This is a genomic window from Nitrospira sp. (genome assembly GCA_030653545.1).
Lineage (GTDB): Bacteria > Nitrospirota > Nitrospiria > Nitrospirales > Nitrospiraceae > Nitrospira_D.
The window spans coordinates 26,568-50,177 of sequence record JAURZE010000032.1; the positions used below are offsets into that span (position 1 = coordinate 26,568).

Annotated in this window: 20 protein-coding genes; 16 read left to right on the forward strand and 4 right to left on the reverse strand. The window is 58.8% G+C overall.

Annotation, left to right across the window (positions count from 1 at the left end; genetic code table 11):
* Positions 1-3 precede the first annotated feature (3 nt).
* Complete coding sequence (aroB, locus tag Q7U39_16735; GenBank protein MDO9119608.1) at positions 4-1,119, forward strand: 3-dehydroquinate synthase; 1,116 nt, start codon at positions 4-6, stop codon at positions 1,117-1,119.
* Positions 1,120-1,168: 49 nt separating this feature from the next.
* Positions 1,169-2,431: a GAF and ANTAR domain-containing protein gene (locus tag Q7U39_16740; GenBank protein MDO9119609.1), complete on the forward strand. Its 1,263-nt coding sequence runs from the start codon at positions 1,169-1,171 to the stop codon at positions 2,429-2,431.
* A gap of 200 nt (positions 2,432-2,631) precedes the next feature.
* Here the strand turns inward: Q7U39_16740 and Q7U39_16745 are convergent, their stop codons facing one another.
* Positions 2,632-3,438 carry a hypothetical protein gene (locus Q7U39_16745; GenBank protein MDO9119610.1) on the reverse strand — a complete coding sequence of 269 codons (807 nt, stop codon included), beginning with the start codon at positions 3,436-3,438 and terminating at the stop codon, positions 2,632-2,634.
* A gap of 433 nt (positions 3,439-3,871) precedes the next feature.
* On the opposite strand from Q7U39_16745, the gene Q7U39_16750 reads away from it, so the two are divergent.
* The 11 genes from Q7U39_16750 to Q7U39_16800 all read left to right on the forward strand — a co-directional run bounded on the left by Q7U39_16750 (position 3,872) and on the right by Q7U39_16800 (position 17,057).
* Positions 3,872-5,638 carry an NAD+ synthase gene (locus Q7U39_16750; protein ID MDO9119611.1) on the forward strand — a complete coding sequence of 589 codons (1,767 nt, stop codon included), beginning with the start codon at positions 3,872-3,874 and terminating at the stop codon, positions 5,636-5,638.
* Between the two features lie 278 nt (positions 5,639-5,916).
* Positions 5,917-6,717: a hypothetical protein gene (locus Q7U39_16755; GenBank protein ID MDO9119612.1), complete on the forward strand. Its 801-nt coding sequence runs from the start codon at positions 5,917-5,919 to the stop codon at positions 6,715-6,717.
* Positions 6,718-6,820: 103 nt separating this feature from the next.
* Positions 6,821-8,140, forward strand: coding sequence for an ammonium transporter (locus Q7U39_16760; protein ID MDO9119613.1), 1,320 nt, complete (start codon positions 6,821-6,823; stop codon positions 8,138-8,140).
* 10 nt (positions 8,141-8,150) lie between these two features.
* A complete protein-coding gene (locus tag Q7U39_16765) occupies positions 8,151-8,489 on the forward strand; it encodes a P-II family nitrogen regulator (GenBank protein ID MDO9119614.1) in 339 nt (112 codons plus the stop codon).
* The gene (gene glnD, locus Q7U39_16770) at positions 8,486-11,170 is read left to right on the forward strand and encodes a [protein-PII] uridylyltransferase (protein ID MDO9119615.1); all 2,685 of its coding nucleotides are present in this window, start codon (positions 8,486-8,488) and stop codon (positions 11,168-11,170) included. The genes Q7U39_16765 and glnD overlap by 4 nt, the downstream gene beginning before the upstream one ends.
* A 53-nt stretch (positions 11,171-11,223) precedes the next feature.
* Positions 11,224-12,633, forward strand: a complete 1,410-nt coding sequence (glnA, locus tag Q7U39_16775; GenBank protein ID MDO9119616.1) for a type I glutamate--ammonia ligase — start codon at positions 11,224-11,226, stop codon at positions 12,631-12,633.
* Between the two features lie 326 nt (positions 12,634-12,959).
* On the forward strand, positions 12,960-13,790 hold the full coding sequence (locus Q7U39_16780; GenBank protein ID MDO9119617.1) for a formate/nitrite transporter family protein: 831 nt from the start codon (positions 12,960-12,962) through the stop codon (positions 13,788-13,790).
* Between the two features lie 48 nt (positions 13,791-13,838).
* Complete coding sequence (gene cynS / locus Q7U39_16785) at positions 13,839-14,279, forward strand: cyanase (protein MDO9119618.1); 441 nt, start codon at positions 13,839-13,841, stop codon at positions 14,277-14,279.
* A 136-nt stretch (positions 14,280-14,415) separates the two neighbouring features.
* Positions 14,416-14,637, forward strand: a complete 222-nt coding sequence (locus tag Q7U39_16790; protein MDO9119619.1) for a hypothetical protein — start codon at positions 14,416-14,418, stop codon at positions 14,635-14,637.
* Positions 14,638-14,654: 17 nt separating this feature from the next.
* Positions 14,655-16,217 carry a ferredoxin--nitrite reductase gene (locus Q7U39_16795; GenBank protein MDO9119620.1) on the forward strand — a complete coding sequence of 521 codons (1,563 nt, stop codon included), beginning with the start codon at positions 14,655-14,657 and terminating at the stop codon, positions 16,215-16,217.
* 66 nt (positions 16,218-16,283) lie between these two features.
* Positions 16,284-17,057, forward strand: coding sequence for a CBS domain-containing protein (locus tag Q7U39_16800; GenBank protein MDO9119621.1), 774 nt, complete (start codon positions 16,284-16,286; stop codon positions 17,055-17,057).
* Positions 17,058-17,107: 50 nt separating this feature from the next.
* On the opposite strand, the gene Q7U39_16805 is transcribed toward Q7U39_16800, so the two are convergent.
* From Q7U39_16805 to Q7U39_16815, 3 genes are all read right to left on the reverse strand, one after another.
* On the reverse strand, positions 17,108-17,584 hold the full coding sequence (locus tag Q7U39_16805) for a hypothetical protein (protein ID MDO9119622.1): 477 nt from the start codon (positions 17,582-17,584) through the stop codon (positions 17,108-17,110).
* Positions 17,581-17,985: a hypothetical protein gene (locus Q7U39_16810; protein ID MDO9119623.1), complete on the reverse strand. Its 405-nt coding sequence runs from the start codon at positions 17,983-17,985 to the stop codon at positions 17,581-17,583. The genes Q7U39_16805 and Q7U39_16810 overlap by 4 nt, the downstream gene beginning before the upstream one ends.
* Positions 17,986-18,048: 63 nt before the next feature.
* Positions 18,049-18,171, reverse strand: coding sequence for a hypothetical protein (locus tag Q7U39_16815; GenBank protein ID MDO9119624.1), 123 nt, complete (start codon positions 18,169-18,171; stop codon positions 18,049-18,051).
* A gap of 302 nt (positions 18,172-18,473) precedes the next feature.
* Between Q7U39_16815 and Q7U39_16820 the strand changes: the two genes are divergently transcribed.
* The 3 genes from Q7U39_16820 to Q7U39_16830 all read left to right on the forward strand — a co-directional run.
* Positions 18,474-20,555, forward strand: a complete 2,082-nt coding sequence (locus Q7U39_16820) for an ATP-binding protein (GenBank protein MDO9119625.1) — start codon at positions 18,474-18,476, stop codon at positions 20,553-20,555.
* Between the two features lie 11 nt (positions 20,556-20,566).
* Positions 20,567-22,036, forward strand: coding sequence for a sigma-54 dependent transcriptional regulator (locus tag Q7U39_16825; GenBank protein ID MDO9119626.1), 1,470 nt, complete (start codon positions 20,567-20,569; stop codon positions 22,034-22,036).
* 503 nt (positions 22,037-22,539) lie between these two features.
* A partial coding sequence (locus Q7U39_16830) for a molybdopterin-dependent oxidoreductase (protein ID MDO9119627.1) occupies positions 22,540-23,610 on the forward strand: 1,071 nt, incomplete at its 3' end.

The following is a 23,610-nucleotide window of genomic DNA, read 5'->3' on the forward strand; positions in this document are numbered from 1 at the left end:
AATATGGGCAGAGTAGAACAACGAGTGTCGGTGTCGCTTAAAGCGCGAAGCTACGACATTGTCATCAAGCCGGGCTTGATCGACGAGCTTGCGATGCGTCTTCAGTCCATTGCCACAACCGAACGTATCGGCATTGTGACGGATCGGCATGTTGCCAGGCACTATCTTGGCGCCGTGCTGGAGCAATGTGAGCAGGCCGGCCTCCACCCGGTCCCAATCGTATTGCCGCCAGGGGAAAAGAATAAGACGCTTGCGACTGTTGGGAAGATTTTGGATGTGCTGGCGAAGGAGCGCTTTGAGCGGAAGTCGTTGTTGATGGCGCTTGGGGGAGGGGTTGTAGGGGATGTGACGGGATTTGCTGCAGCGATTTACCAGCGAGGGATTCCGTTCGTCCAGGTTCCGACCACATTGGTCGCGCAGGTGGACTCGAGCGTCGGAGGAAAAACCGGCGTCGATCATCGGTTGGGAAAGAATCTCATCGGAGCATTTCACCAGCCCAAGGCCGTCTGGATTGATACCGCGCTTTTGCGTACGCTTCCGAAACGGGAGTGGATTGCAGGTCTGGCCGAAGTGATCAAGTACGGTATCATTGCCGACAAGGGGTTTTTTGCGTATCTCGAACGAACAATGCCGGCTATTCTGAAACTTGAGCCTCAGGCTGTCATGCAGATTGTGAAACGTTCCTGTGAGATCAAGGCCCAGGTGGTGGCAGAGGATGAGCAGGAGTCGGATCGTCGAAGGATTTTGAATTACGGACATACGATCGGACATGCCCTAGAGGCCTTAGGCGACTATCAGTCGTTGATTCATGGGGAGGCTGTTGGCATTGGGCTTGTGCTTGAGGCCGATTTAGCCAGGCACCAGGGGTATTGCGACTCTCAGACGGTTGAGCAAATCAGGGCGGTCGTCCGTTCTGCCGGTTTGTCTGATCGTCTGACAAGTCCTTCTATGGGGAAGGTGTGGGCGGCGATGCAGCACGACAAGAAGGTCTCGCAGGGGAAAGTGGTGGGTGTGTGGCCGTCCGCGATCGGACGAGTTCGGATTGCGCCGCTTGAGCGAGCCACGTTTGCTGAGTGGTTTCACACTGTTCCTGCAGGGGCCAGAGGGCGATCAAAGTGAATAGGGAAACACGTGCAATGAGGGACATCCTCTGTCGGGATCTATAAATATGGCATCAAAAAAACTCTCATCCGCGCAATTAGAGCAAGCATTGCGAGAAAAGACTCGCGAGGTGGATGTGCTGCATCGGATTAGCGAGTCGATCAGTAACACGCTCGATCTTGAGGCCGTGCTCCGGCATATTGTCGATGTTGTGGTCGAGGTGACGAAAGCGGACGCCTGTCTTCTGTATCTGCTGTCTGACGGCCGGGATGAATTGATTCTTCGGGCCTCGAAAAATCCTCATCCTCGCCTGATCGGGCGCATTACGATCGGTCTGGGCGAAGGCATCACCGGCTGGGTGGCCCGTGAGCGGACGCGTGTGGTCGTTCCCAATAATGCCAGTGAGGATCCTCGGTTCAAGTTTTTCAATAACCTTCCCGAGGATCGGTATCAGGCTTTTGTCTCCGTGCCGATTCTCGCCAAGAAAGAGGTGAGCGGCGTCATCAATGTGCAGCATAAGCGCTCTCGTCGCTATCGAGAAGATGAACTCGCGCTCCTCACCACTATTGCCAATCAGGTCGGAGGCGCAATTGAGAATGCCCGCCTCTACGATCAGATGCGCCGGAAGGCGCTGCAGTTGGAAACGTTGTCGCAAGTCTCAGAGACGGTTGCGTCCAACCGGATAACGGACGATGTTCTTCAGCTGATTGTGACCATGACCGCGCAGATGTTGGGCTCGAAAATCTGTTCGATCATGCTGCTGGACGAAGCCAGCGGAGAGCTGCGGATTGCTGCCACGCAAAGCTTGAGCGAATCGTATCGGCGAAAACCCAATCTCAAGGTCGGACAAAGTATCAGCGGGAGAGCTGTCCAGGAGCGACGATCAATCATCGTCCCGGATGTGACGAAAGAGCGGGACTATATGTATTCTGACTTAGCGGCGAAGGAGGGGTTTTGTTCGCTGCTGTCTGTGCCGATGATGATGCGGGAGAAGTGTGTGGGCGTAATCAATAGTTACACCTCGGTTCCCCATACCTTTACGTCGGAGGAAGTGCGGCTCATGCAGGCGATCGCCAATCAGGCGGCAATTTCCATCGAGCATACAACGTTGTTGGAAAAATCGTTCGAGATGCAAGAGGCCCTGGCCGTCCGGAAGTTGTTGGATCGTGCGAAGGGGTATCTCATGCGATCCAAGAGGCTGTCTGAGGAAGAATCCTTCAAGCTCATTCAACGGCAAAGTATGGACTTGCGGAAATCCATGAGAGAGATTGCTGAAGCAATCCTGCTTGCCGGGGATATCGATGAGCGCGCCGAGAAACGAAAGGTCTGACCAGGTTCGGAGTTCTCGAATCCGGTCTGGTGCAGCGGATTCAAGTGCCGGACGGTTGAAATGTTGATCGATGTTCCGTCCTTCCTTAGCGTTCTATTTTGCGATGGTCCCACTACATAGACTCTTGATCATCCACATCTCACGTTCCGATCAAGTTGAGGTTGTTGGAATTGTGCCTGTCTGAGTTTGTGGAGGAGTGGCTAGGGTGAGGCTTTCGGTTTTGACTTGGGCTTGGGTTTGGTCTCCTGTTCCGCTAGCTGCTTCTTGAGCGCCTCCAACTCTGCACGCAAGCCTTCCAGCTCCTGTGCCTGTTTATCCACGATGGCCCTGATGGCCGGAGCGGACTCGGCTGTCCGCGGGGCGGAACCACTTGCCGGCACGGGAAGGGCTATGGCCGGGGTAGGGGAAGTCGGGGTGAGCGGTACGGCTGACGGGAGTTTTGCCAGCAGTCCATACGCGAGTGCGACTCTAGGCCGATCCTGCTCGATTTCCATCCAGGTTTGCGGTGTGGCCGAGGGGATTTGGAAGTCACGAGGCTCGAACGAGAGGGCGTAAATCGAGAGTTGTTCGTCACGCCGATCCGCCAGTGAATGATAATGGCTGATGGCAAGATACAACACCGGGCCGTCGATGTAGAGTGTTCCATCGGTCACATCGTTGCCGCTCCCGACCTGAAACTTGACTCGGTGGTCCGGTTGCGCCCGTTTGAGCGCCGTAGCAACGGCCGGGGCTAGAAAAGCGACCTGCTGTGGTGAGAACACCCGGGTGGGTTTCACTCCCTCATATGCGCTGTGATCGTCCGATGGGTAAATGCCGATGGAGAGTCCGGCAAACGTCTTGGCTAATGTATCGAGAGGCAGGTCGATCGGGTGACTGGCTTTGAATGCTTTGAGGGGGCCGCTGTAGCGCATGGTCGTGCCCCGATTGGAGAGCTGCTGGAGGTAGACCGCGCCGTCTGCGCTGTCGGTTACCAGTGTCTGATCGGAAAAGGCTCCGCACCCGGCCAAAAGCAGAGATCCAACTAGTATGCTGCAGCTCAGTGCGGGTCTGGTTGAATGCCGGATCATGAGACGCAGTCTAACATAGGTTCTTGAGCGAATCTTCAGGTCTTCAGGCAACCTCTTCGTTAGAAATGCGGTTTCCTCCATTGACAGGAACGCGGTGGCATTGCTATAACTCGCCCACTAAATTCGGAGACAACGGGGTCTCCGGCTGCTTTGATCGCATTGGTCGGACAATGACGTCCTCCGGCGTTTTCACCCTGTTACGGGAAGAAAAGCCTGAGGGCGTTTTTTTTTGTTGTGAATGCTGAACACAGCCGCAGGCTTCGTTCTCACTAGTTCAGAACCTCGACGTACCGGACTGGTATGCCTCGGTTCTTCACGTCGCTGCAGCCTTGCGGGCGACTGTTTTGAGCATTGTTTTGGAAACGGGTAGTTCATGCGCATTCTTCGAATTGCTATGGCCCAGATGAACCCCACGGTCGGCGATATTGCCGGGAATACCCGTGCGATCAAGCGCTGGATCAAGGAGGCTCGGAAGGCTAAGGCGGATGTGGTGGCTTTCCCGGAACTGGCGGTGACGGGGTATCCACCGGAAGATTTGCTGCTCAAGCCGCGCTTCGTAGCGGACAATCTGCGGGCGCTGGATGAGCTTGCGAAGGAATGTAAGGGCGTGCTCGCGGTGGTCGGCCATGTCGGCCAGGGACAGGCGGGCAACGGGAAGTCCCGGCAATCGGTGGTCGCGGCGGGGCAGCATGAATTGACCAACTCGGCGGCACTCATCGGCGAGCGGGGCGTGCTGTGCCAATACAGCAAGTGGATCCTTCCGAACTATGGAGTCTTCGACGAGAGCCGCTACTTTCACCCCGGCCGAACCTTGCCGGTGATCGCACTTCGCGGGGTCACTATCGGGCTGAATGTCTGTGAAGACATCTGGTTTCCGGACGGCCCGACACGTCTGCAAGCCGCTGCCGGCGCCGATGTCATCATCAACATCAACGCGTCTCCCTTTCAGATCGGGAAGAGCCGGATTCGCGAGCAGATGCTGGCGACGCGCGCCCGGGAGAACGGCGTGATCGTGACCTACACCAATACCGTGGGCGGGCAGGACGAGCTGGTGTTCGACGGCAATAGCCTGGTGCTCGATCAGACCGGCGCAGTCATCGCGCGGGCCAAAGCATTCCAGGAAGATTTCCTCCTGGTTGACTTGAATGCCGATGCGGTGATGCGGCACCGAATGGCGCAGCGGCGGAATAAGGCGCTGAGTGCCAAGCTGGCGGGCGCCGTCGAGCGGATGACTGTGAAGCTCCCCGCCGCTCCGAAGCGTGCGCGCGTCCTCCCGGGGCTCGAGCCTTTGCGGGAGGAATTGGACGAGGTGTATGCCGCGCTGGTGCTCGGGGTGCGGGACTATGTCCGGAAAAACGGATTCAAGAAAGTCGTCATCGGATTGAGCGGGGGAATCGACTCGGCTATCACCGCCGTGATCGCGGTCGATGCGCTGGGCGCAGACAACGTGCTCGGCCTGTTTATGCCTTCGCCCTATACGTCGCAGGACAGCGGTGACGATGTGGCGGAGTTGGCCCGGCGGCTGCACATCGCCTATGACACGATTGCGATTACCCCGACGTTCGACGCCTATCGGCAGTCGCTTGCCTTGTCGTTTGAGGGACGGCCGGTCGATACGACCGAGGAGAATCTTCAAGCGCGCATCCGGGGCAATCTGCTCATGGCCTTTTCGAATAAGTTCGGCCATCTCGTGCTGACCACCGGCAATAAGAGTGAAATGAGCGTGGGCTACGCGACCCTCTACGGGGATATGGCCGGCGGGTTTGCCGTGATCAAGGACGTGCCGAAGACCATGGTCTATGACCTTTCGCATTTGCGCAATGCGGTCGGGAAGACCCCCGTGATTCCCAAACGTGTCCTCGATCGTCCGCCGACGGCAGAATTGCGCCCGAACCAGAAAGACGAAGATAGTCTGCCGCCCTATCCGGTACTGGATCCGATCCTCAAGGCCTATGTGGAAGAGGACCGGTCGCTGGAAGAAATCGTGGCGATGGGATTCGACCGGGCCGTGGCGGCCAAGGTTATCGGTCTAGTGGATCGCAGTGAATACAAACGGCGTCAGGCGCCGATCGGGATCAAGATTTCGCATCGGGCATTCGGGAAGGATCGGCGCATGCCGATCACCAACGGGTATCGATAACCGTGTGTGTTGCGGGGAGCCTTCGCGGGGCTCCTTCGCCTGTGCCGCATCGACCGACGAAGGGGTTGGTCATTTTCACTGGCAATGGCGCCAGAGTTCGTCATTTTGTTGCTCTCGCTTTGGGAGCAATGAAGAGGCAGGTCTTTTATTCATTTGGAGGCGCCATGCAAAAGGTAGGGTATCGAGGTGTGCGTGGGTGGGTCGTTGGAACTCTGTTGGGGATCAGTGGGCTTGTTCTTTCTCCAGGAGTGTCTCAGGCCGGTATGACGGATGATTTGATGGATACCACGAAGCATCCGGTGTCAGTGACGATGGCCATGCAGGCCGACAGTTTCTTCGGTTTCAATCCGGCGATCTATGGGACCTATGGCCTGACCGACAATGTGGCGCTGGCATTCAGTGTGACCTATTGGACGGCCATTTCTGGAATCGGCGTCCACAATAACAACCCGTGGCTGGAAACGGACATGGGGTTGAATCTGACCTTTTTGGACAAGCGTCTCTCTATTACACCCATGATTGGATTTGTTCATGGACAGTTGCTGTCCTCCCGCGGGGGATTCTTTTCGAACGGCGATGGCGCCACAAACGAACGGACGACGGCATTCGAGGGTATCGTGCCGAGTCTGACCATGAATTATGTCGACGATCGTTTTGAGGGCGAGTTTTACATGGGGTACTACAAAGCCATTCGGGAAGAGGGCGGGAAAGCCGGACAGCCCGGCGCGTCAAATTGTACCCAGGTCGGCTCAGGTGATCCCAATTGCTTGCTGACTTCGGCACGCGGAGTGGGGGGGCGCGGTTCGTGGGACTTCTTGCATTATTGGGCGAACGTGGGCTATCGGGCGAACAGCATGTTTTCACTGGGCGTACACTATGAACAGCTGCTCTCAACGCGCGCATCCGCGACAGGCTTAGGAGGAGGATCGCTGCCCGGCTATCAGCAGGATTACTATCGCTGGATTGGACCGTATGTGGAAATGAAGCTGGCGGGCGGGATGGCGTTCCGGTTTACCGCGGGAAAAGACATGGGGAACAACGAAGATTTCTACAAGTTGAAGTTTACTAAGACGTTCTAGGGCCTAGACGGGCATGAACGGGAGTGGGGCGGGGGGAGCCGATTTCTCCCGCTCCACTCCTTGGGTTTGTGACATTCCGATGCGAAGGAGGCAGATCGTGACCATGTTCACACGTTTTGCGGTCGTACTGGGGGCCGGGCTGGGGATGCTCTGTGCATCGCTGGTCGGGATGCCAGAGGCGAGCGCGCAGGCCACGGCATTGAAGGTCGATTCGGGAGACACGGCCTGGGTGCTGATGTCGTCGGCATTGGTGCTGGTCATGCTGGTCCCTGGGTTGGCGCTGTTTTACGGGGGGCTGGTACGGAGCAAGAATGTGCTGGGCACGATCATGCAGAGTTTTATCATCCTGAGCGTGGTGAGCCTGTTATGGATTCTTATCGGGTACAGTCTGGCCTTTGGACCGGACAAAGGGGGCGTGATCGGCGGGCTGGATTGGGCCGGCTTGAACAGCGTCGGGGTGGAGCCTCATCCAACATATGGGCCGACAATCCCGCATCAAGCCTTCATGTTTTTTCAGATGATGTTTGCCGCCATTACGCCGGCGCTCATCGCGGGGGCGTTTGCCGAGCGGAAGCGGTTCAGCGCGATGGTCCTCTTTTCGGCGCTGTGGTCGCTATTCGTCTATGCGCCGCTCGCGCATTGGATCTGGGGGGGGGGCTGGTTGGCGAAGCTGGGAGCCTTGGACTTTGCCGGCGGCGCGGTCGTGCACATTAGCTCAGGCGCGGCGGCGCTGGTCTGCGCGCTGGTCTTGGGCAAGCGCCGCGGCTATGGCACCGACTATATGGCCCCGCACAATCTTCCCATGACCTTGCTAGGAACGGGATTGCTCTGGTTCGGGTGGTTCGGCTTTAACGGCGGCAGCGCGCTGGGCGCCAACGGGGTGGCGATCACAGCCATCGTGGCGACTCATACCGCGGCCTCGATGGGGGCGCTCGTCTGGTGTATCGCGGAGTGGGTGCATCGAGGCAAGCCGACGGTGCTCGGGGTGGCGAGCGGTGCCGTCGCCGGACTGGCGACCGTCACACCCGCATCCGGGTATATCGGGCCGTTTCCGGCCATGTTGATCGGTGCGGCGGCCGGACTGGCCTGCTACTTCGCAATTGTCTGGAAGGGACGATTCGGCTATGATGACTCGCTTGACGTCGTGGGGATCCACGGGGTCGGCGGGGTGCTGGGCATTCTCGCGACAGGTCTGTTCGCCAGTAAGGCGATCAATGCCGGGGGAGCCGACGGGCTGTTGTACGGCAACGCTGCCTTTTTCGGAGTGCAGGTGCTGACGGTGATCGTGGTTGCGGTCTTTTCCGCGGTCGTGACGTTTCTCTTGCTCAAGCTGGTCGGTGGCATGACGAAACTGCGCATCGAGCCGGAAGAAGAGGCGACAGGATTGGATCTGAGCCAACACAACGAGCGCGCCTACTCATAGGAGATCGAGCATGAAATTGATCGAAGCCATCATCAAGCCTTTCAAGTTGGACGAGGTCAAGGATGCCCTGCTAGAGATCGGCATACAGGGGATGACCGTGACGGAAGTCAAAGGGTTCGGCCGTCAGAAGGGCCACAAAGAGACCTACCGCGGACAGGAATATACGATTGAGTTCGTGCCGAAAGTAAAAGTCGAAGTGGCCGTGCCGGACAGCCAGGTGCAGCGAGTACTCGATACGATTGCTAGAACGGCCAAGACCGGCAGCATCGGAGACGGGAAGATTTTCGTGCGCGATCTCGGTATGGCTGTCCGGATTCGAACGGGGGAAACGGGGGACACCGCGTTGTGAGTCTTTCGTCCGATCAGCGGGTCTTTGCGCAAACCGACCTCGATGGCGCAGCTGTCGGCGCCATGCTGGCCGAGCAGCGGCAGGCCATTGCGCGACGCTTGATGGACGGAGCGTCCGGGGCGGAGTTGGTGGTGGCCCAGACCGATCTGGCGGACGGATTAATCGTCGGCCGGTATCGTAATGCTGCACGCCAGGGTGGCGAGGCGATGATGACCGCCGCCTTTCAGCAGTGCTGTTTGGTTGCGATCGGGGGCTATGGCCGGCGTGAGCTCTCACCCTATTCGGATATCGATTTGATGGTGCTGTTCCGTCCTGAGGCGCAGAAGATCGTCCCGGATTTCGTGCGGCAGGTGCTCCATCCTCTTTGGGATATCGGCTTTCAAGTCGGTCACAGTGTGCGTACCATCGCGGACTGCATCAGCCTGGGGCTGAGTGATGCGACTGTGCGCACCTCGATGATGGAAGCCCGATTCCTCACCGGACACTCTCAGCTGTTTCAGGAATTCCATGCGCTCTATTCGCGCAAAGTGTCCACGGTTGGAGTTGACAAATATCTGGAACAAAAGCTGGCCGAGCGACGCCGGGAGTACGAAAAATTCGGCGAAACGGTCTATCTGCTCGAGCCGAATGTAAAGAAAAGCCAGGGCGGCTTGCGCGATCTGCATCTGTTGCAATGGGCCGGGATCGCCCGGTACCAGGCGCCGACGATTCGTGAACTGTCTGATCGGGGGTTCCTTTCGCGGCAGGATTATGCCGTCGTAAGTGAAGCCCGGGAGTTTTTACTGCGCGTGCGCGGGTTGTTGCACATTCATGCGGGCATGGCGCAGGAAATCCTCTCCTTCGATGAGCAGGTGTGGCTGGCGTCGCGGTTCGGATTCGAGGACCGTCCGCATCTCCTGGCCGTCGAGCAGTTCATGCAGCAGTACTATCGCCATACCATGGGGCTGCACGAAGCGACGGTCCGGTTTGTTCGGCGGTGCAAGCCGCGCTCGATCTGGGCGCGCCTCACCGGATGGCTGCCGTCGGCCAAGTTGGAGCAGTACTTTGTTCTCAGCGGCGAGACCTTGACCGTGCCGGTCGAATTGCGGCCGCGGGTGATTGAAAGCCCGGCCTTGCTGATGCGCTTGTTTGATCTCGCCCGTTCGAAGCGGGTCGTGATCGAGCCGGCGTTGGTCGAGGATATCCATCGCCATATGGAAGGGCTCACGGACGAAGGGTTCCGGACGCCGGAAGTCAGCCGGATCTTCCTGAGTATTCTCGCGGGACCTGGCACGGCTGCCACGCTGGAAGCGATGCATCGCGCGCATTTGCTGGAAAAGTTGATTCCCGTCTGCTCATCCGTGCGGGGGCTGATGCAGTTCAACCAGTACCACAAATACACCGTTGACGAGCATAGTCTGTTGGCGGTCGCGAAAGTGGAATCGTTCGCGCAGGATCAGGGCATGTTGGGTGAAGTGTATCGGGAGATCAAGCGCAAGGATCTGCTCCATCTCGCAGTGTTTCTCCATGACCTCGGGAAAGGCCAGGAAGAGGATCATAGCGAAGTCGGCCGGCGGATTGCCGAAGAGATGGCTGCGCGATTGGGCCTGGACGATCTGGAGCGCCGGACCGTGTCCTTTCTCGTGCACCGGCATCTCATGATGGCCCATACCGCCTTTCGACGCGATCCCAACGACGAGAAAGTTGTGTTGCCGTTCGCCCGCGAAGTGGGAACGCCCGAGGTGCTGCGCAAGCTTCTGGCGCTCACGGCGGCCGACATTGCGGCGGTAGGACCGGGTGTGTTGACGAAATGGAAGGAATCGCTGCTGATCGAGCTGTATGTGCGCACGATGCAGGAAGTATCGGGAGAGCGGGAGGCCGCCGATGCGCCGGAGCGCCTCAAGAGTATTGTGGCCGAGGTCATGCAGCAGCCGGTGTTCCGCGGACAGGCGGATATTTCCCCGTCCTGGGTGGAAGCGCAGTTGCGTCAGTTTCCATTGCGGTATGCCTACGGAACCTCGCCGAGACGCATTGCCGCGCATTTGTCGACCATCAGACAGTTGAGTCCCGGAGAGGTCCTGGTCGATTCGGAGTTCAACGAAGCGCTGGGAACCTGCGAATACGCGGTTGTGACTTTCAACGACGTGATCCCGGGCGTGTTCTCCAAGCTGGCCGGGGTGATGGCGGCGAATGGATTGCAGATTCTGGACGCGCAGATTCTGACCCGGCAGGACGGCGTGGTGGTCGACACCTTTCAGGTCACCGACCCGGATTACAACGAAGCGCCTCCGGCTGAGCGGCGTGAGTCCATCGCGGCCATGATCGAGTCCGTCTTGCGGGGGAGGGAAGGGATCGAAGCGGTCGTGCAGCGGGGGACGCGCATGTCGGCGTCGCGGTCGATCGGGCCGGCGCGTCAGGCCACGGAAGTGCGGATCGACAATGAAACGTCGGAGCGATACACCATCGTCGATGTGTTTGCGGACGACCGGCAGGGCTTGCTTTACGTCATCACCAACGCCATCTTCCGCCAGGGATTATCCGTGCACGCGGCGCGTATTTCGACTCGCCTCGATCAGGTCGCGGACGTGTTTTACGTGACCGATGCGCAGGGGAAAAAGGTGGAGCAGGCGGAGCAGATCGAGCGGGTGCGTCATGGGGTCTGGAAGGAAATCGAAGAGTTTGTGGGTGTGAAGGCAGCATAACCGTCGAAAAGGTCTCACGCAGGTTGTTGTGAGGAGCCTGAAAGGAGGAGGGGATGAACGTCCGTGAAGTGTTAGAGTTTGCGAAGAAGAACAAGGTCCAGGTGGTGGACTTGAAGTTCGTCGATTTGATCGGAACCTGGCAGCATTTTACGATTCCGCTCGGCGAGTTGACGGAAGACCTCTTCAAGGACGGGTCCGGTCTGGACGGCTCATCGATCCGTGGATGGAGGGCCATCAACAACAGCGACATGCTGGTGGTGCCCGATCCCTCGACTGCGACCATGGATCCGTTTTGCGCCGTGCCGACGCTGAGCTTGATCGGCAACGTCGTCGATCCGATCACCCGCGAGACCTACAATCGCGATCCCCGCTTCATCGCCCAGAAGGCGGAGAAGTATCTCCAGAGCACCAAGATCGGCGACACCTCCTACTGGGGTCCGGAAGCCGAATTCTTTATCTTCGATCAGGCCCGCTACGATCAGACGAATCACAGCGGCTACTACTTCATCGATTCCGAAGAGGGTGTCTGGAACATGGGCCAGGAGGGTGTCAACCTGGGCGGAAAGATCCGTTCCAAGGAAGGCTACTTTCCGGTGGCGCCGACCGACACGCAGCAGGATATCAGGACCGAAATGGTGCTGGAGATGGAGAAGGCCGGCATTTCCATCGAGAAGCATCACCATGAAGTGGCCACGGCCGGTCAGGCGGAAATCGACATCCGGTTCGACTCGCTGGTCCGGACGGCCGACAAAATGATGATGTACAAGTACATCGTCAAGAACGTCGCGCGCCGTCACGGCAAGACGGCGACCTTCATGCCGAAGCCGATTTTCGGCGATAACGGATCGGGCATGCATACGCACCAGAGCATCTGGAAGGACGGCAAGCCCCTCTTCGCGGGCAAGGAGTATGCGGGCGTGTCCCAGATGTGTCTCCACTACATCGGCGGCATTCTCAAGCATGCGCCGGCTCTGGCGGCGATTACCAACCCGACGACCAACTCCTATAAGCGGTTGACGCCGGGATTCGAAGCGCCGGTGCTGCTGGCCTATTCCAGCCGGAACCGGTCGGCGGGTATCCGCATTCCGATGTATTCGCCGAGCCCCAAAGCGAAGCGGATCGAAGTGCGCTTCCCGGATCCCGGTGCCAATCCGTATCTCGCGTTCGCAGCCATGTTGATGGCGGGATTGGACGGCATCGAGAACAAGATCAATCCGGGCGAACCGGCAGAGAAGGATCTCTACGATCTCGAAGCGAAGGAAGCCGCCAAGATCAAGACCATGCCGGGCAGCCTCGACGAGGCGCTGAACAACCTCGAAAAGGATCACCAGTTCCTGCTGAAGGGCGGAGTCTTTACCGAAGATCTGATTGAAGCCTGGATTAGCTACAAGCGTACCAAGGAAGTCGATACCATGCGGTTGCGGCCGCATCCGTACGAGTTCTTTTTGTACTACGACATCTAGGACGTGGCCGGCCCATTCGAAAGTATGGGTTGACGGTGGACTGGAAGCCGTGTTAGAAGTACTTGTATGAGCTGATTGTGGCAAAGGCGCCACGGTCGAGGCTCTCGACATAAGGCAACGGACAAAGGCGTCCGTCATTCTGAAAGGGATGGCGGGCGCCTTTTTATTTTCTGAGCCAGTGAGGCTTCTTCGTCGAAGTCTTGCGCGTAGAGGCAGGTCGTGGCAGACCTGTCGTGAGATGGACAAAGGCGTCCTTTTCCCTTGAGGGAGAAGGACGCCTTTTGTGTTTCTAGACAATCATCGGACGACCTAACCTGGAGGGGACTATGCATCACGCGGATCATGAACGGATCGCAGGGGTGGCAAAGAAGAAGGTGGGGTTTCTTGATACATCATTGGGTGGGTACCTTGTGTTGTCGGCAATGGCCGGCATCTATCTGGGATTCGGCATCGCCCTGATCTTCAGTCTGGGCGCGCCGCTCGCGGCGGCTGGATCGCCGGTGGTCAAGCTGGTGATGGGCGCCTCGTTCGGTATCGCTCTGACGCTGGTGATTTTCGCCGGGTCGGAACTGTTCACCGGGAACAATATGATTGGAGCGATCGGCGGGCTCTCGCGTAGCGTGACGTGGGGCCAAGTTTTCCAGCTCAACTTCTGGTCCTGGTTCGGGAACCTGATCGGATCGTTGGCGCTGGCCTGGCTCGTGGTGGAGTCCGGCGTCTTTGCCAAGGGGCCGACGGCCGACATGATTCAAAAAGTGGCCGGGGTGAAGATGTCCTTGGGGCCGTGGGAGTTGTTCGTGCGCGGCATCTTGTGTAACTGGCTCATCTGTCTGGCGGTCTGGACGGCGGGGCGGACGACCAATGACGCGGCGAAGATCATGCTGATTTTCTGGTGTCTGTTTGCTTTCATCGGGATCGGGTTTGAACACAGCATCGCCAACCAATCGTTCCTGGGTATGGCGCTTTTCATGCCGCACGAGGCCGCCGTGAGCTGGGCGGGGTTTTGGTACAACCAACTCTTTGTGGTGCTGGGCAATATTGTCGGCGGAGGGATGTTCGTCGGCGGACTCTATTGGCTCGTGAGTCCCTATCGTGTCGAAGCAGCGGAATCAGTCACCGTCCCGGTACCGGCCGTGTCGGTGCCGGCAGGATCGTAGTGAGAGAGACCGTTTACCTATCCATATTCTTACAAGGAGACGATGACGATGTCGAAAGATGAAATTCGGAAGGCCATCAAGGAGAAGCGGGTCGCCAAGAAAGTGACCATTGCCGAGGTTGCGAAGGTTGTGGGGAAAAATCCCACCTTTGTTGCCGCCGCGTTGAACGGCAATCATAAGTTCACGGCTGATGAAGCCAAGAAGGTCGGTGACTTGATCGGCCTGGATGCCGAGTTGACTGCGTCGCTCAGCAAGTTTCCGGTACGCACGGATTTCCCCAATACCACAGACCCCTTCAAGTACCGCCTGTTGGAGATTATCGGAGTCTACGGGGATTCGTTGCGTGAACAAGCGAATGAAATGTTCGGCGACGGGATCATGAGCGCGATCGATTATACGATGGAGATGGAAAAGGTGACGGGCAGTCAGGGCGAGGCCCGCTGCAAGATTACGTTGAACGGGAAGTGGCTCGAGTATAAGACGTTCTAGCAAGATCGAGGAACGCTGGCGCCGACGATGTTGTCGGCGCCGTTCGGCTGGCAATGGCGCCAGCTTCCGGGGCTCTTGAGCGGGGCCTGCTGGAGGCTGGCGCCATTGTGTTTCACGGCGCAGAAAGGAGGCGACGATGGACATGGAACGAGCCGGTGATAGGGAACACATGGGATTGGAGAAGACCCTCGGAGACCTGCTGCGCGCCCGCCGAGCGGTGACGCTCGACGATATCGCCGGCGTGCTGGGAGGAGACTGTTTTGCGCAGATCTTTCTCACCGTCGATCGGTGGAGCCGGGCGGGAATCGTACGATTAGTACGGGATGTCACTGGATATCGGGTAGAGTTAATCAACTAGACCGTGAGGAGGACGGGATGAACAAGATCGAGGCGATCAAGGCTGAGCGTGACGGATTGGCGGTGCGGGAGATGATTGCCCACTATGCGACGACCGGGTGGGAATCGATTCCTGAGGCCGATGTCCAGCGGCTCAAGTGGTATGGCCTCTTTCTGCGCAATCCTACGCCGGGATTGTTCATGGTACGGGTGCGGATTCCCGGCGGGCATACGTCGTCGTATCAACTGCGGGCGTTGGCCGAGATTGCGTCGACCTATGGCAACGGAGTCTTGGATCTGACCACCAGGCAACAAGTCCAACTCCGGAACATCAAGATCGAAGATGTGCCGGCGGTCTTTGCCCGGATGGACGGGGTCGGCCTGACCTCCATGCAAACCGGCATGGACAATGTCCGGAACGTCATGACCTGCGCCATCGCCGGGCTCAACCCGGATGAGGTCGTTGAGACTACGGCGCTGGTGCGGGCGATCAACGAAGCGATTCTCGGCAATCCGGCCTACTCCAATCTGCCGCGCAAGCTGAATGTGGCGGTGACCGGCTGCCCGCATAACTGCGTGCATATGGAGACGCAAGATCTGGCGCTTGTGCCGGCGCACTATGATTTGGGGCATGACCGGTGCGCGGGATTCAATGTGCTCGTGGGGGGCAAGCTGGGATCGGGCGGGTATCGAATCGCCACGCCCCTGGATGTGTTCGTCAATCCGGCCGAGGCGTTGGATGTGTGCCGCGCGATTCTGGAAATCTATCGTGACCATGGGCCGCGGGAGAGTCGCACGCAAGCCCGTCTCGCGTTTTTGATCGACGATTGGGGCGAGGTTCGATTTCGCGCCGAAGTTGAAGCTCGTCTAGGCAAGCGGCTCGCGTCGGCCGGAATAGATGCCCGGAAAACGGGAGAGCAAGACCATGTCGGGATCTTCCGTCAACGGCAACAGGGAATGAACTACGCCGGGCTCAAAGTACTCGTCGGGCGGGTGAAAGCGGCGGATCTCGTGAAGATCCTGAATTTGTCGGAGAAGTATGGGAACGGGGAAATCCGCATTACCCCAAGCCAGGCGCTGATCATTCCCAATATCAGCGATCGAATGGTCGGGGATCTGGCGGACGAACCGCTCTTAAAGCAATTCGCCTATAACCCGTCGGCCCTCTATAAAGGCCTGGTCAGCTGCGTCGGCAGCGACTACTGCAATCTGGCGGTGATTGAAAGCAAGGGGCGGGCGGTCGCGGTGGCCAAGGCGCTTGAGGGGCGGCTGGGCAATTCGCTCAAGCCGATCACCATGCACTGGTCCGGCTGCCCCGCGAGTTGCGGCAATCACTTGGTGGCCGATGTGGGGTTGTTGGGGAAAAAGGCCAAAGTCGACGGGAAGGTCGTCGAGGCGGTGGATATTTACGTCGGCGGCCGGTCGGGGCCCGATCCGAAGCTGGCAGTCAAGATTATGGAAGATGTGCCCTGCGACAAACTTCCAGCAGTGCTCGAAGGCCTGCTGCCCTACCACACACGTGAGAAGATGCACCGCGTCCGCGGCGGCGGAGCCAGGAAAGTGCTGGTGGGAAAGGAAGCAAATATTTCGCCTGCGGCATAGGGAGCGGAGACTTGAGGCTGCGCTGCGCATGGGATATCCTCGTGCGTACAACGCAGGAGGGATCACATGGCAAAACGAGTTCGCACGGGGCTCACACGCAGCGATATTCTCGACCGGTATATTGAACGCGTCAAACAGATGTTGGTCAAGTTCCAGCCGTTCCTCTCGCGCAAGCGGGGGAACGCGTCTTTGGAAGACTTCGACGAGGCCGCCGAGGATTTGATCGGGCAGGTTTTCGGCGCCGCCTCGGAAGAAGCCGAAGCCTACTTCTATGCGAAGAGCGGGGAGTCGATCATGCTCCCGGAAGAGGCCCAGGAGAGCGGCATGCACGATGTGGAACGGGAAACGCTTCAGCAGCGCCGCCAGGTGCTCGCCAGTTGCCTGGCCGATCTGGAGTTGCGCCGCCGGGTGCAGGCCACGCGGGAAAGCAGCCGTAACGGGAAGAAGCGATCAAGCGCCACGGTGGAGGCCTATATGTCGCACGATGTGCGGAGTATCCATCGCGCGGCGACGGTGAAGGAGGCTGGGAAGCTGCTGCTGAAGCATAAAGTAGGCTCATTGATGGTGGATGACGGGTCTCGCTACATCGGGATCATCACAGATGGCGATCTCAGCCGGAAAGTCGTCGCAAAAGGACTGGATCCGAATACGACCACCGTGTCGGCCTGCATGAGCAAGTCGTTCGTCACGATTGAGGAAGATGAGCCTCTGTCTGAGGCGATGGCGTTGATGAAGAAGCAGGGGATCCGGCATTTGCCGGTAACGGCCGACGGCAGCGTTATCGGGGTGCTATCCGTGTCGGATCTGGTCCGCGCGTTTAGCGATCAGGAGACAGCGTAGTCAGGATTCCTGGCGCTCTCGCTCGAGCGCCAGGAGCCGCTGGATGTTTCCTACCTTCCTTGTGTCGGTTTCTGCGCCTTGTTCTCTTTGCCCAGATTCCAGATCGTTTCGGCTTTGCTGCCGATATACCAGAAACTAGCGGCGAGGAGAGCAAAGAAGACGGCCTTGTGCAGGTTGTCCCAGAACAGCTCGAAGAAACGCGTATAAAGGTTGATGCCGAGAAAGGTCAGGCCGAACCCTTTTGTGATGTCGTTGTCGTGTCGCAACCCGTAATAGATGGCCCAGCCCGCTACGGCCGCAAAGAGGATCGACCAGTGGAAGAGTTCGATTTGCTTCACCCGTCCCCATGCAGGGAGGTCGCCGTAGTTCCCGAAGATCGACATGATCCACAGGGCGATAAAGAGGTACAGCAGTCCCATCACTAGTGTGCTGCGGAAGAACCGCTGTCCGATCGAGTGTGTTTCCAGTGAGAGCGCGCAGGCGGTCAGCAGTCCGCCAAACAGGACAAAGCACAGCGGATAATTCATCCCGAGATAGTAGGCGCCCCACCCGACATGTAGCCGGTTTCAGTGCCCATCCAGCTGCCCAGCGATGCCAGGGCGAATACCCAGATCAAATTTGCTTCCAGCGCGATGCCGAGTCCCGCATAGACCAGAAACGACAACAACAGCATGAGAGAGAAGTGCCCGCTGCCTGTGTCGAGCGCAATCCCCAGCTGAGAAATCGCTCCGGCGGTGGCAATCACCCCGAGGAAGAAAATCGCTTCGTTGCGATAGACCTTGTCCGGCGCCTGTGCGCGTCTGACTAGTCCCCATCGATAGAGCGCGGCCGCGGCGGTGGCGAGCAGGACGCATCGGGCGATCGGCGGCGTGTCGAACAGCCGTTGGAGGAGATCCATCAGCCAGCGATCGGAGAGCGCCGCACTCACCGATGAGACGATCGAGAACAGAGCGATCCAAAACGAATATTTCGCCAGCTTCCGCCAATCGAATTATTGCACCTCGATCGTGGCGGCCAGGGTCGCGGCCTGCGCGTCCTGAATCAACCCCGCGTCCTGCTTCCATTGTTCGATGGCATCACGGACCACGACGGCCTGTTTGCGCGGGAGTTTCATGACATCCTCATACAGGTGAGAGGCAGCCTGATTTGTTCAAGGTGAATTATAGGGCGGAAAGGGTGGGCCGGCCATTCAGAATGGGAATTAAGGCACCCTGGTGCAAGAGAAGTTACTATCCGTGAGTGCCGCGGTTGTGTATCTTGCCATGAATTATGCCATGAAGCCGGATGCCAGGATCCGTGTCCGGGGAGAACGGGCAGTCTTGACTCCTTGTCGGTCGGCGGCCTACGATTCACGGGTGCTGAGGCAGGCGGTCTCCGACGGGCCTGCAACGGTCGCGGATGCCGGTGAGGGAACGTATGCCGCTGAACTGGGCCGGCCCGCAATGGTGGAGAGCGCTCAGGGTCCAACGCAAAGTGTGGACCGTGCTGGTCCTCCTGCTGGCGCCGCTGCTACTCTGGATCGTCGCCTACCTCTACTTCATCCAACAGCTCCTCGTTATTCAGGACCAGCGGCATGATGCGCTGCTTGTGCGTGAGCAGCTGCACGTGCTGCGCCGGCTGGCCATCGATATCGACGATGCTCTTCACGGGTACGTTCTCACGCGGGAACAGACGTTCTTGATTCTCCTCACCGATGCCAAGTCGAAACTTGATATTGCGTTGAGCGGCAAGGCGGATATATCCGAGAGCAATCATTGGGTGATTAGCTATCTTCAGCGCATGGAAGGAAGGTTGAGAGAATTGCTGCAGTCGCGCCATGAGCTGGTTCGTGACATTCGTGAAGGGCGCTCGGAACAGGCCCTGTCCTATATCCAGTCCGGAAAAGGGTTCGATCTGTCGGGTGCGGTGCGCGATGATTTTCGCGAGACAGAAGACCGGCTCGACCGTCAGATGCAAAGCTTCAACGATGAGGCGAACCGGATCTCAGAGCGGGCGTTCAAGGGGCTCTGGATGGCGGGAGGAGTCCTGGTGCTCCTGGGGTTTGCTGGGTCGCGGGTATTGACCCGGTCCATCACGGACCCGATCACCCGGCTGCAGGCGGCGACCGAGATGCTCGGCCAGGACATCGATACGGGCAGGGTTCGGCCCCATCTCCTGGCGATGGGGGAAAGCGGTGACGAATTGGGGAAGCTGGCGGCGGCGTATCTCGAAATGTCATCGCGCATCGGTGCGCATATCATGGAACTGGAAGCGTTGCTGGCGATCGGGATGGAAATCAACACCATCGGACCGGACGGGCTGGACGGTGTCCTGGCCAGAATCACCGATCGGGCGGCGGAACTCGTCGGAGCCGATGTGTGTCTCGTGATGTTGAAAAACGAGACGATGGGATGCTGGGTGATCGAAGCGGGATCCGGGAGCTGTGACGAGCGGTTGAAGAAATCCGTGATGCTCTGGGAGGAGTTTCCTGTGTGTGTGCAGGCCTATGAGAGCGGCCAGCCCGCAATAGGGGAGCAGTGTCGCAGCGATCATTGGCCGCAGGTGGTACGGCGGAACCTCATCGGAAACAGCCTGCTGGCGATCCCGCTTCGGGCGCAAGGAAAACCATTCGGTGTGCTCGCATTGGTCAGCGAACGGCCTCGGGCGGCTCATGAGTGGAATCAACGTCTAGCCAAGGGAATGGCGCAGGCAGCGGCGGTGGCGATCTCGAATGTGCGGCTTTATGAAGCCGCGCAGCAAAAACAACGGGGGTTGTCGGCCCGATTACGGCAGTTGGAGCATTTGGCGGAAACCTTGGCGCACGATCTCAAGGGGCCTGGCGCGAGGATGGAAGAGTTGGCCAGGCTGTTGAGGCGGCAGTATAGCGGTCAAGTCGATGAGCGCGCCGCGCGATGGCTCGCGTTGATTCAGGAGAATGGAGAAGATCTTGTCCGGCGCGTAGAGGGAATTTTAGAGGTGGCACGCGTGGGGACCGGTCAAGGGGCCGTCGCCGCGGTGGACCCTTCCATGGTGATTAGTGAGGTGCTCAAGGAGCGCGCGGAGGAGATCAGCCGTCAACGCACATCGGTACGGGTCGATCCGGGGCTGCCGCTCGTAGCCTGTCACGGGTCCTACCTGCGACAGGTATTCGATAACGTGATATCCAATGCGCTCAAGTTTGCCCGCCCGGGCGAACCGCCGTCGATTCATATCGGCGCGGTGATGCAGGACCGAATGGTGTGTATCTCGGTGAGCGATCGCGGGATCGGCATCCCCCTTGCCCTGCGACAGCGGGTCTTTCATCCGTTTATCCGGCTGGCGGCGGGATCGGCGCCCGGCAGCGGCATTGGGTTGACGATCGTTCAGCGGATTGTCGAGCTGTACGGAGGCCAGGTGTGGATCGAGGGAGATGAGGGGGAGGGCTGCACGGTGAAATTTACGGTGCCGTGTCTCGGTGGGCAGGCCTTTGCGATGCCGGGAACCCCTGGCACTATTGAGGTGGCGGAGCGAGGAATCTAACGAGGTCAATCATGGCACAGAGCGGAGTTCTCGACATTCGTACGATGAAAAAGCGATCCAAGATCCCGTTTACGATCTTGATCGTCGAAGACAATGCCACGGATGTGGAATTGATGCTGCACGCGCTGGAAGACGCCGACCTCAAGCCCCTCGGCGGAGACTTCGAGATGGAAGTCCGTGCGACCGCGGAGGGAGCGCTCGATCTGCTCAAGGAGCGTGCGGTGGATCTGGTTCTGACGGATATGATGTTGCCCGCCATGGACGGACTGGATCTGGTGAGCCGCATTCAGTCGATCGATCCCAACCTGCCGGTCCTGGTCGTGACGCGCATGAACGGCGTGTCGATGGTCGTCGATGCGATGCGTCGAGGTGCGTTTGACTATGTGGTGAAACCGGTCAACGCGAAGGATCTGGGTATGCGACTGCACCGGGCGATCCGGATTTCTGAGATTCTGAGGCGCCATGCCGTCTACGAATATCAGGAACGCCAGGAAGGCGAAGCCAACAGCCTGGTCGGTGAGAGCGCTTCGTTTGAACGGGTGATGCGGACCATCCAGGAAGCCGCGCGGGTGCGCTCGACGGTCTTGATCACGGGTGAAACCGGGACCGGCAAAGGGATGATCGCGAGAGCGATTCATCACCAGAGCCCTGAACGGGATCGCCCCTTCCAGGTGATCGATTGCACCACGGTGCCTGAAGGCATGATGGAGAGCGAGCTGTTCGGCCATGTGCGGGGCGCGTTCACCGGTGCGATCGCCGATAAGCCGGGTTTGATCGAACTGGCGAACGGGGGTACGGTCTTTCTGGATGAAATCGGCGAACTTCCGTTGCTGCTGCAAGCCAAGCTCCTTCGTGTGCTGGAGGAAAGTGAAGTGCGTCCCGTAGGCGGCACCAGAGTCCGGCGGGTCGACATGCGGTTTATCGCCGCCACAAATCAGAATCTGGAAGACCGCGTCCGTGAGGGGACTTTCCGCCGCGATCTGTATTATCGTCTTGCCGTGGTGTCGATTCCGGTGCCGCCGCTGCGCGAGCGCCCGATGGACATTCCCGTGATGGCGCGACACCTGCTCGCGCGCCTCTCGCGCGAAATGGGGCGTGCCAGATGCCATTTCGACGAAGCGGCGCTCGGGGTGCTCTCCGCCTATTCGTGGCCCGGCAACGGACGGGAGTTGCGCAACGTGGTGGAGCGCGCGGTGATGCTCGCGGCCGGGGACACGGTCACAGAGCGCGACGTGCGCCCTTTGCTTCCGAAGCGGGACGTGGAGCGTATGCTGTCGCATGAACGGGATCTCTGCGCCTTGCCCTATACGGAGGCCAAAGAACGGGCCATCGAGGAATTCACCAAGGTCTATTTGCGCGACAAACTGGCTGCCGCGGGCGGGGTCATTACCAAGGCGGCTGAAAACAGCGGTATTCCCCGCCAGCATTTCTCTCTGCTGATGAAGCGATTTCTTGGCACCGAGGGGTCGGACGAGTCCTAGCCGTTGTCTCCTCTTCGTAACGAGTCCACCCTGCAGCGGCATCGCGCAGCGAACGGCCCGCGTTCTCACCATTTCCTTTCTGTAACAAGCCTGCTGCCTGAGGCGGTCACCGCGAAGGTAATCAGAAGAAATTGCCTGTCCTGGACGAACGAATAGCCGGATATGCGGATCGCAAGATATTGATCGATAAGATTTTTATCTGAGTGCTTTCCGGTTCGCATATCGCCGTATTCTCGTGAGTGGTTTATACGATTGTGTTTTCCGCCATGAAGTTTTATCCGACGCCAATGTTTGCAAGCATTCTCAATGGGTTAGTCAGTCCTCAATCCTCCTGATCACGAGAAATGTTTTCTGGCAACGACCTTGCTCTATCCATACCTGCTGGCGTGGGCCTGGTCTGTTGTTTGAAACTTGCTGCCGAACGTTTCCGTGAAGGGAGGTGAGAGAAGCCGGTTGTGAAGAAGGAGACAGAGAGTGGTCTTTTTAGCAGGGAGGTTATTCATATGTTTTTGTCACGCAGACAGTTTTTGAAAGTCTCTGCGGGAACGGTGGCCGCGGTGGCGGTGGCCGACAAGGTCCTGGCGTTGACCGCGCTCCAGCCGGTCATCGAAGTCGGGAACCCGCTGGGTGACTACCCGGATCGGTCGTGGGAGCGGGTCTATCACGATCAATACCGGTACGATTCATCCTTTACGTGGTGTTGTTCACCAAACGATACGCACGCTTGCCGCATTCGGGCCTTCGTCCGGAACGGTGTGGTGATGCGCGTCGAGCAGAACTACGACCACCAAACCTATGAAGACCTCTACGGCAACCGCGGCACGTTCGCCCACAATCCGCGCATGTGCTTGAAGGGGTTCACCTTCCATCGCCGCGTGTACGGCCCCTATCGTTTGAAGGGTCCGTTGATGCGGAAAGGCTGGAAGGCGTGGATGGACGACGGCTCCCCCGAGCTGACGCCAGACACCAAGCGGAAATACAAGTTTGACAGCCGCTTCCTGGACGACATGCTCCGCGTGTCCTGGGATACGGCCTTCACCTATGCGGCCAAGGCGATGGTGATCGTTGCCACGCGGTATAGCGGTGAAGCCGGTGCCCGGAGGTTGCGCGAGCAGGGCTATGCGCCGGAAATGATCGAAATGATGAAGGGCGCCGGGACCCGGTGCTTCAAGCATCGCGCGGGGATGCCGGTCCTGGGCATCATAGGTAAGATGGGCAACACCCGGATGAACGGGGGGATCAACGCGTTGTTGGACACCTGGATTCGGAAGGTCAGCCCGGAACAGGCGCAGGGCGGCCGTTATTGGTCGAACTACACCTGGCACGGCGACCAGAACCCCGCCCACCCCTGGTGGTCCGGGGCGCAGGGGTCCGACATCGACCTGTCCGACATGCGCTTCTCCAAGCTGAACACCAGCTGGGGGAAGAACTTTGTCGAAAACAAGATGCCGGAAGCGCACTGGAAGTTGGAATGTATCGAGCGCGGCGCCCGCGTGGTCGTCATCACGCCCGAATACAATCCAACCGCCTATCGTGCCGACTACTGGATGCCGCTGCGTCCGGAGTCCGACGGC

Excerpts from the sequence above, each read along its gene's own strand:
- Q7U39_16800 (MDO9119621.1), top strand. The coding sequence starts at position 16,284 with ATGGCAAAACGAGTTCGCACGGGGCTCACACGCAGCGATATTCTCGAC.
- Q7U39_16780 (MDO9119617.1), top strand. The coding sequence starts at position 12,960 with ATGCATCACGCGGATCATGAACGGATCGCAGGGGTGGCAAAGAAGAAG.
- Q7U39_16760 (MDO9119613.1), top strand. The coding sequence starts at position 6,821 with ATGTTCACACGTTTTGCGGTCGTACTGGGGGCCGGGCTGGGGATGCTC.
- Q7U39_16750 (MDO9119611.1), top strand. The coding sequence starts at position 3,872 with ATGCGCATTCTTCGAATTGCTATGGCCCAGATGAACCCCACGGTCGGC.
- Q7U39_16740 (MDO9119609.1), top strand. The coding sequence starts at position 1,169 with ATGGCATCAAAAAAACTCTCATCCGCGCAATTAGAGCAAGCATTGCGA.
- glnA (MDO9119616.1), top strand. The coding sequence starts at position 11,224 with ATGAACGTCCGTGAAGTGTTAGAGTTTGCGAAGAAGAACAAGGTCCAG.
- cynS (MDO9119618.1), top strand. The coding sequence starts at position 13,839 with ATGTCGAAAGATGAAATTCGGAAGGCCATCAAGGAGAAGCGGGTCGCC.
- Q7U39_16820 (MDO9119625.1), top strand. The coding sequence starts at position 18,474 with ATGCCGCTGAACTGGGCCGGCCCGCAATGGTGGAGAGCGCTCAGGGTC.
- Q7U39_16755 (MDO9119612.1), top strand. The coding sequence starts at position 5,917 with ATGGATACCACGAAGCATCCGGTGTCAGTGACGATGGCCATGCAGGCC.
- Q7U39_16805 (MDO9119622.1), bottom strand. The coding sequence starts at position 17,584 with ATGAATTATCCGCTGTGCTTTGTCCTGTTTGGCGGACTGCTGACCGCC.
- Q7U39_16825 (MDO9119626.1), top strand. The coding sequence starts at position 20,567 with ATGGCACAGAGCGGAGTTCTCGACATTCGTACGATGAAAAAGCGATCC.
- Q7U39_16795 (MDO9119620.1), top strand. The coding sequence starts at position 14,655 with ATGAACAAGATCGAGGCGATCAAGGCTGAGCGTGACGGATTGGCGGTG.
- Q7U39_16815 (MDO9119624.1), bottom strand. The coding sequence starts at position 18,171 with ATGAAACTCCCGCGCAAACAGGCCGTCGTGGTCCGTGATGCCATCGAA.
- Q7U39_16765 (MDO9119614.1), top strand. The coding sequence starts at position 8,151 with ATGAAATTGATCGAAGCCATCATCAAGCCTTTCAAGTTGGACGAGGTC.
- aroB (MDO9119608.1), top strand. The coding sequence starts at position 4 with ATGGGCAGAGTAGAACAACGAGTGTCGGTGTCGCTTAAAGCGCGAAGC.
- Q7U39_16790 (MDO9119619.1), top strand. The coding sequence starts at position 14,416 with ATGGACATGGAACGAGCCGGTGATAGGGAACACATGGGATTGGAGAAG.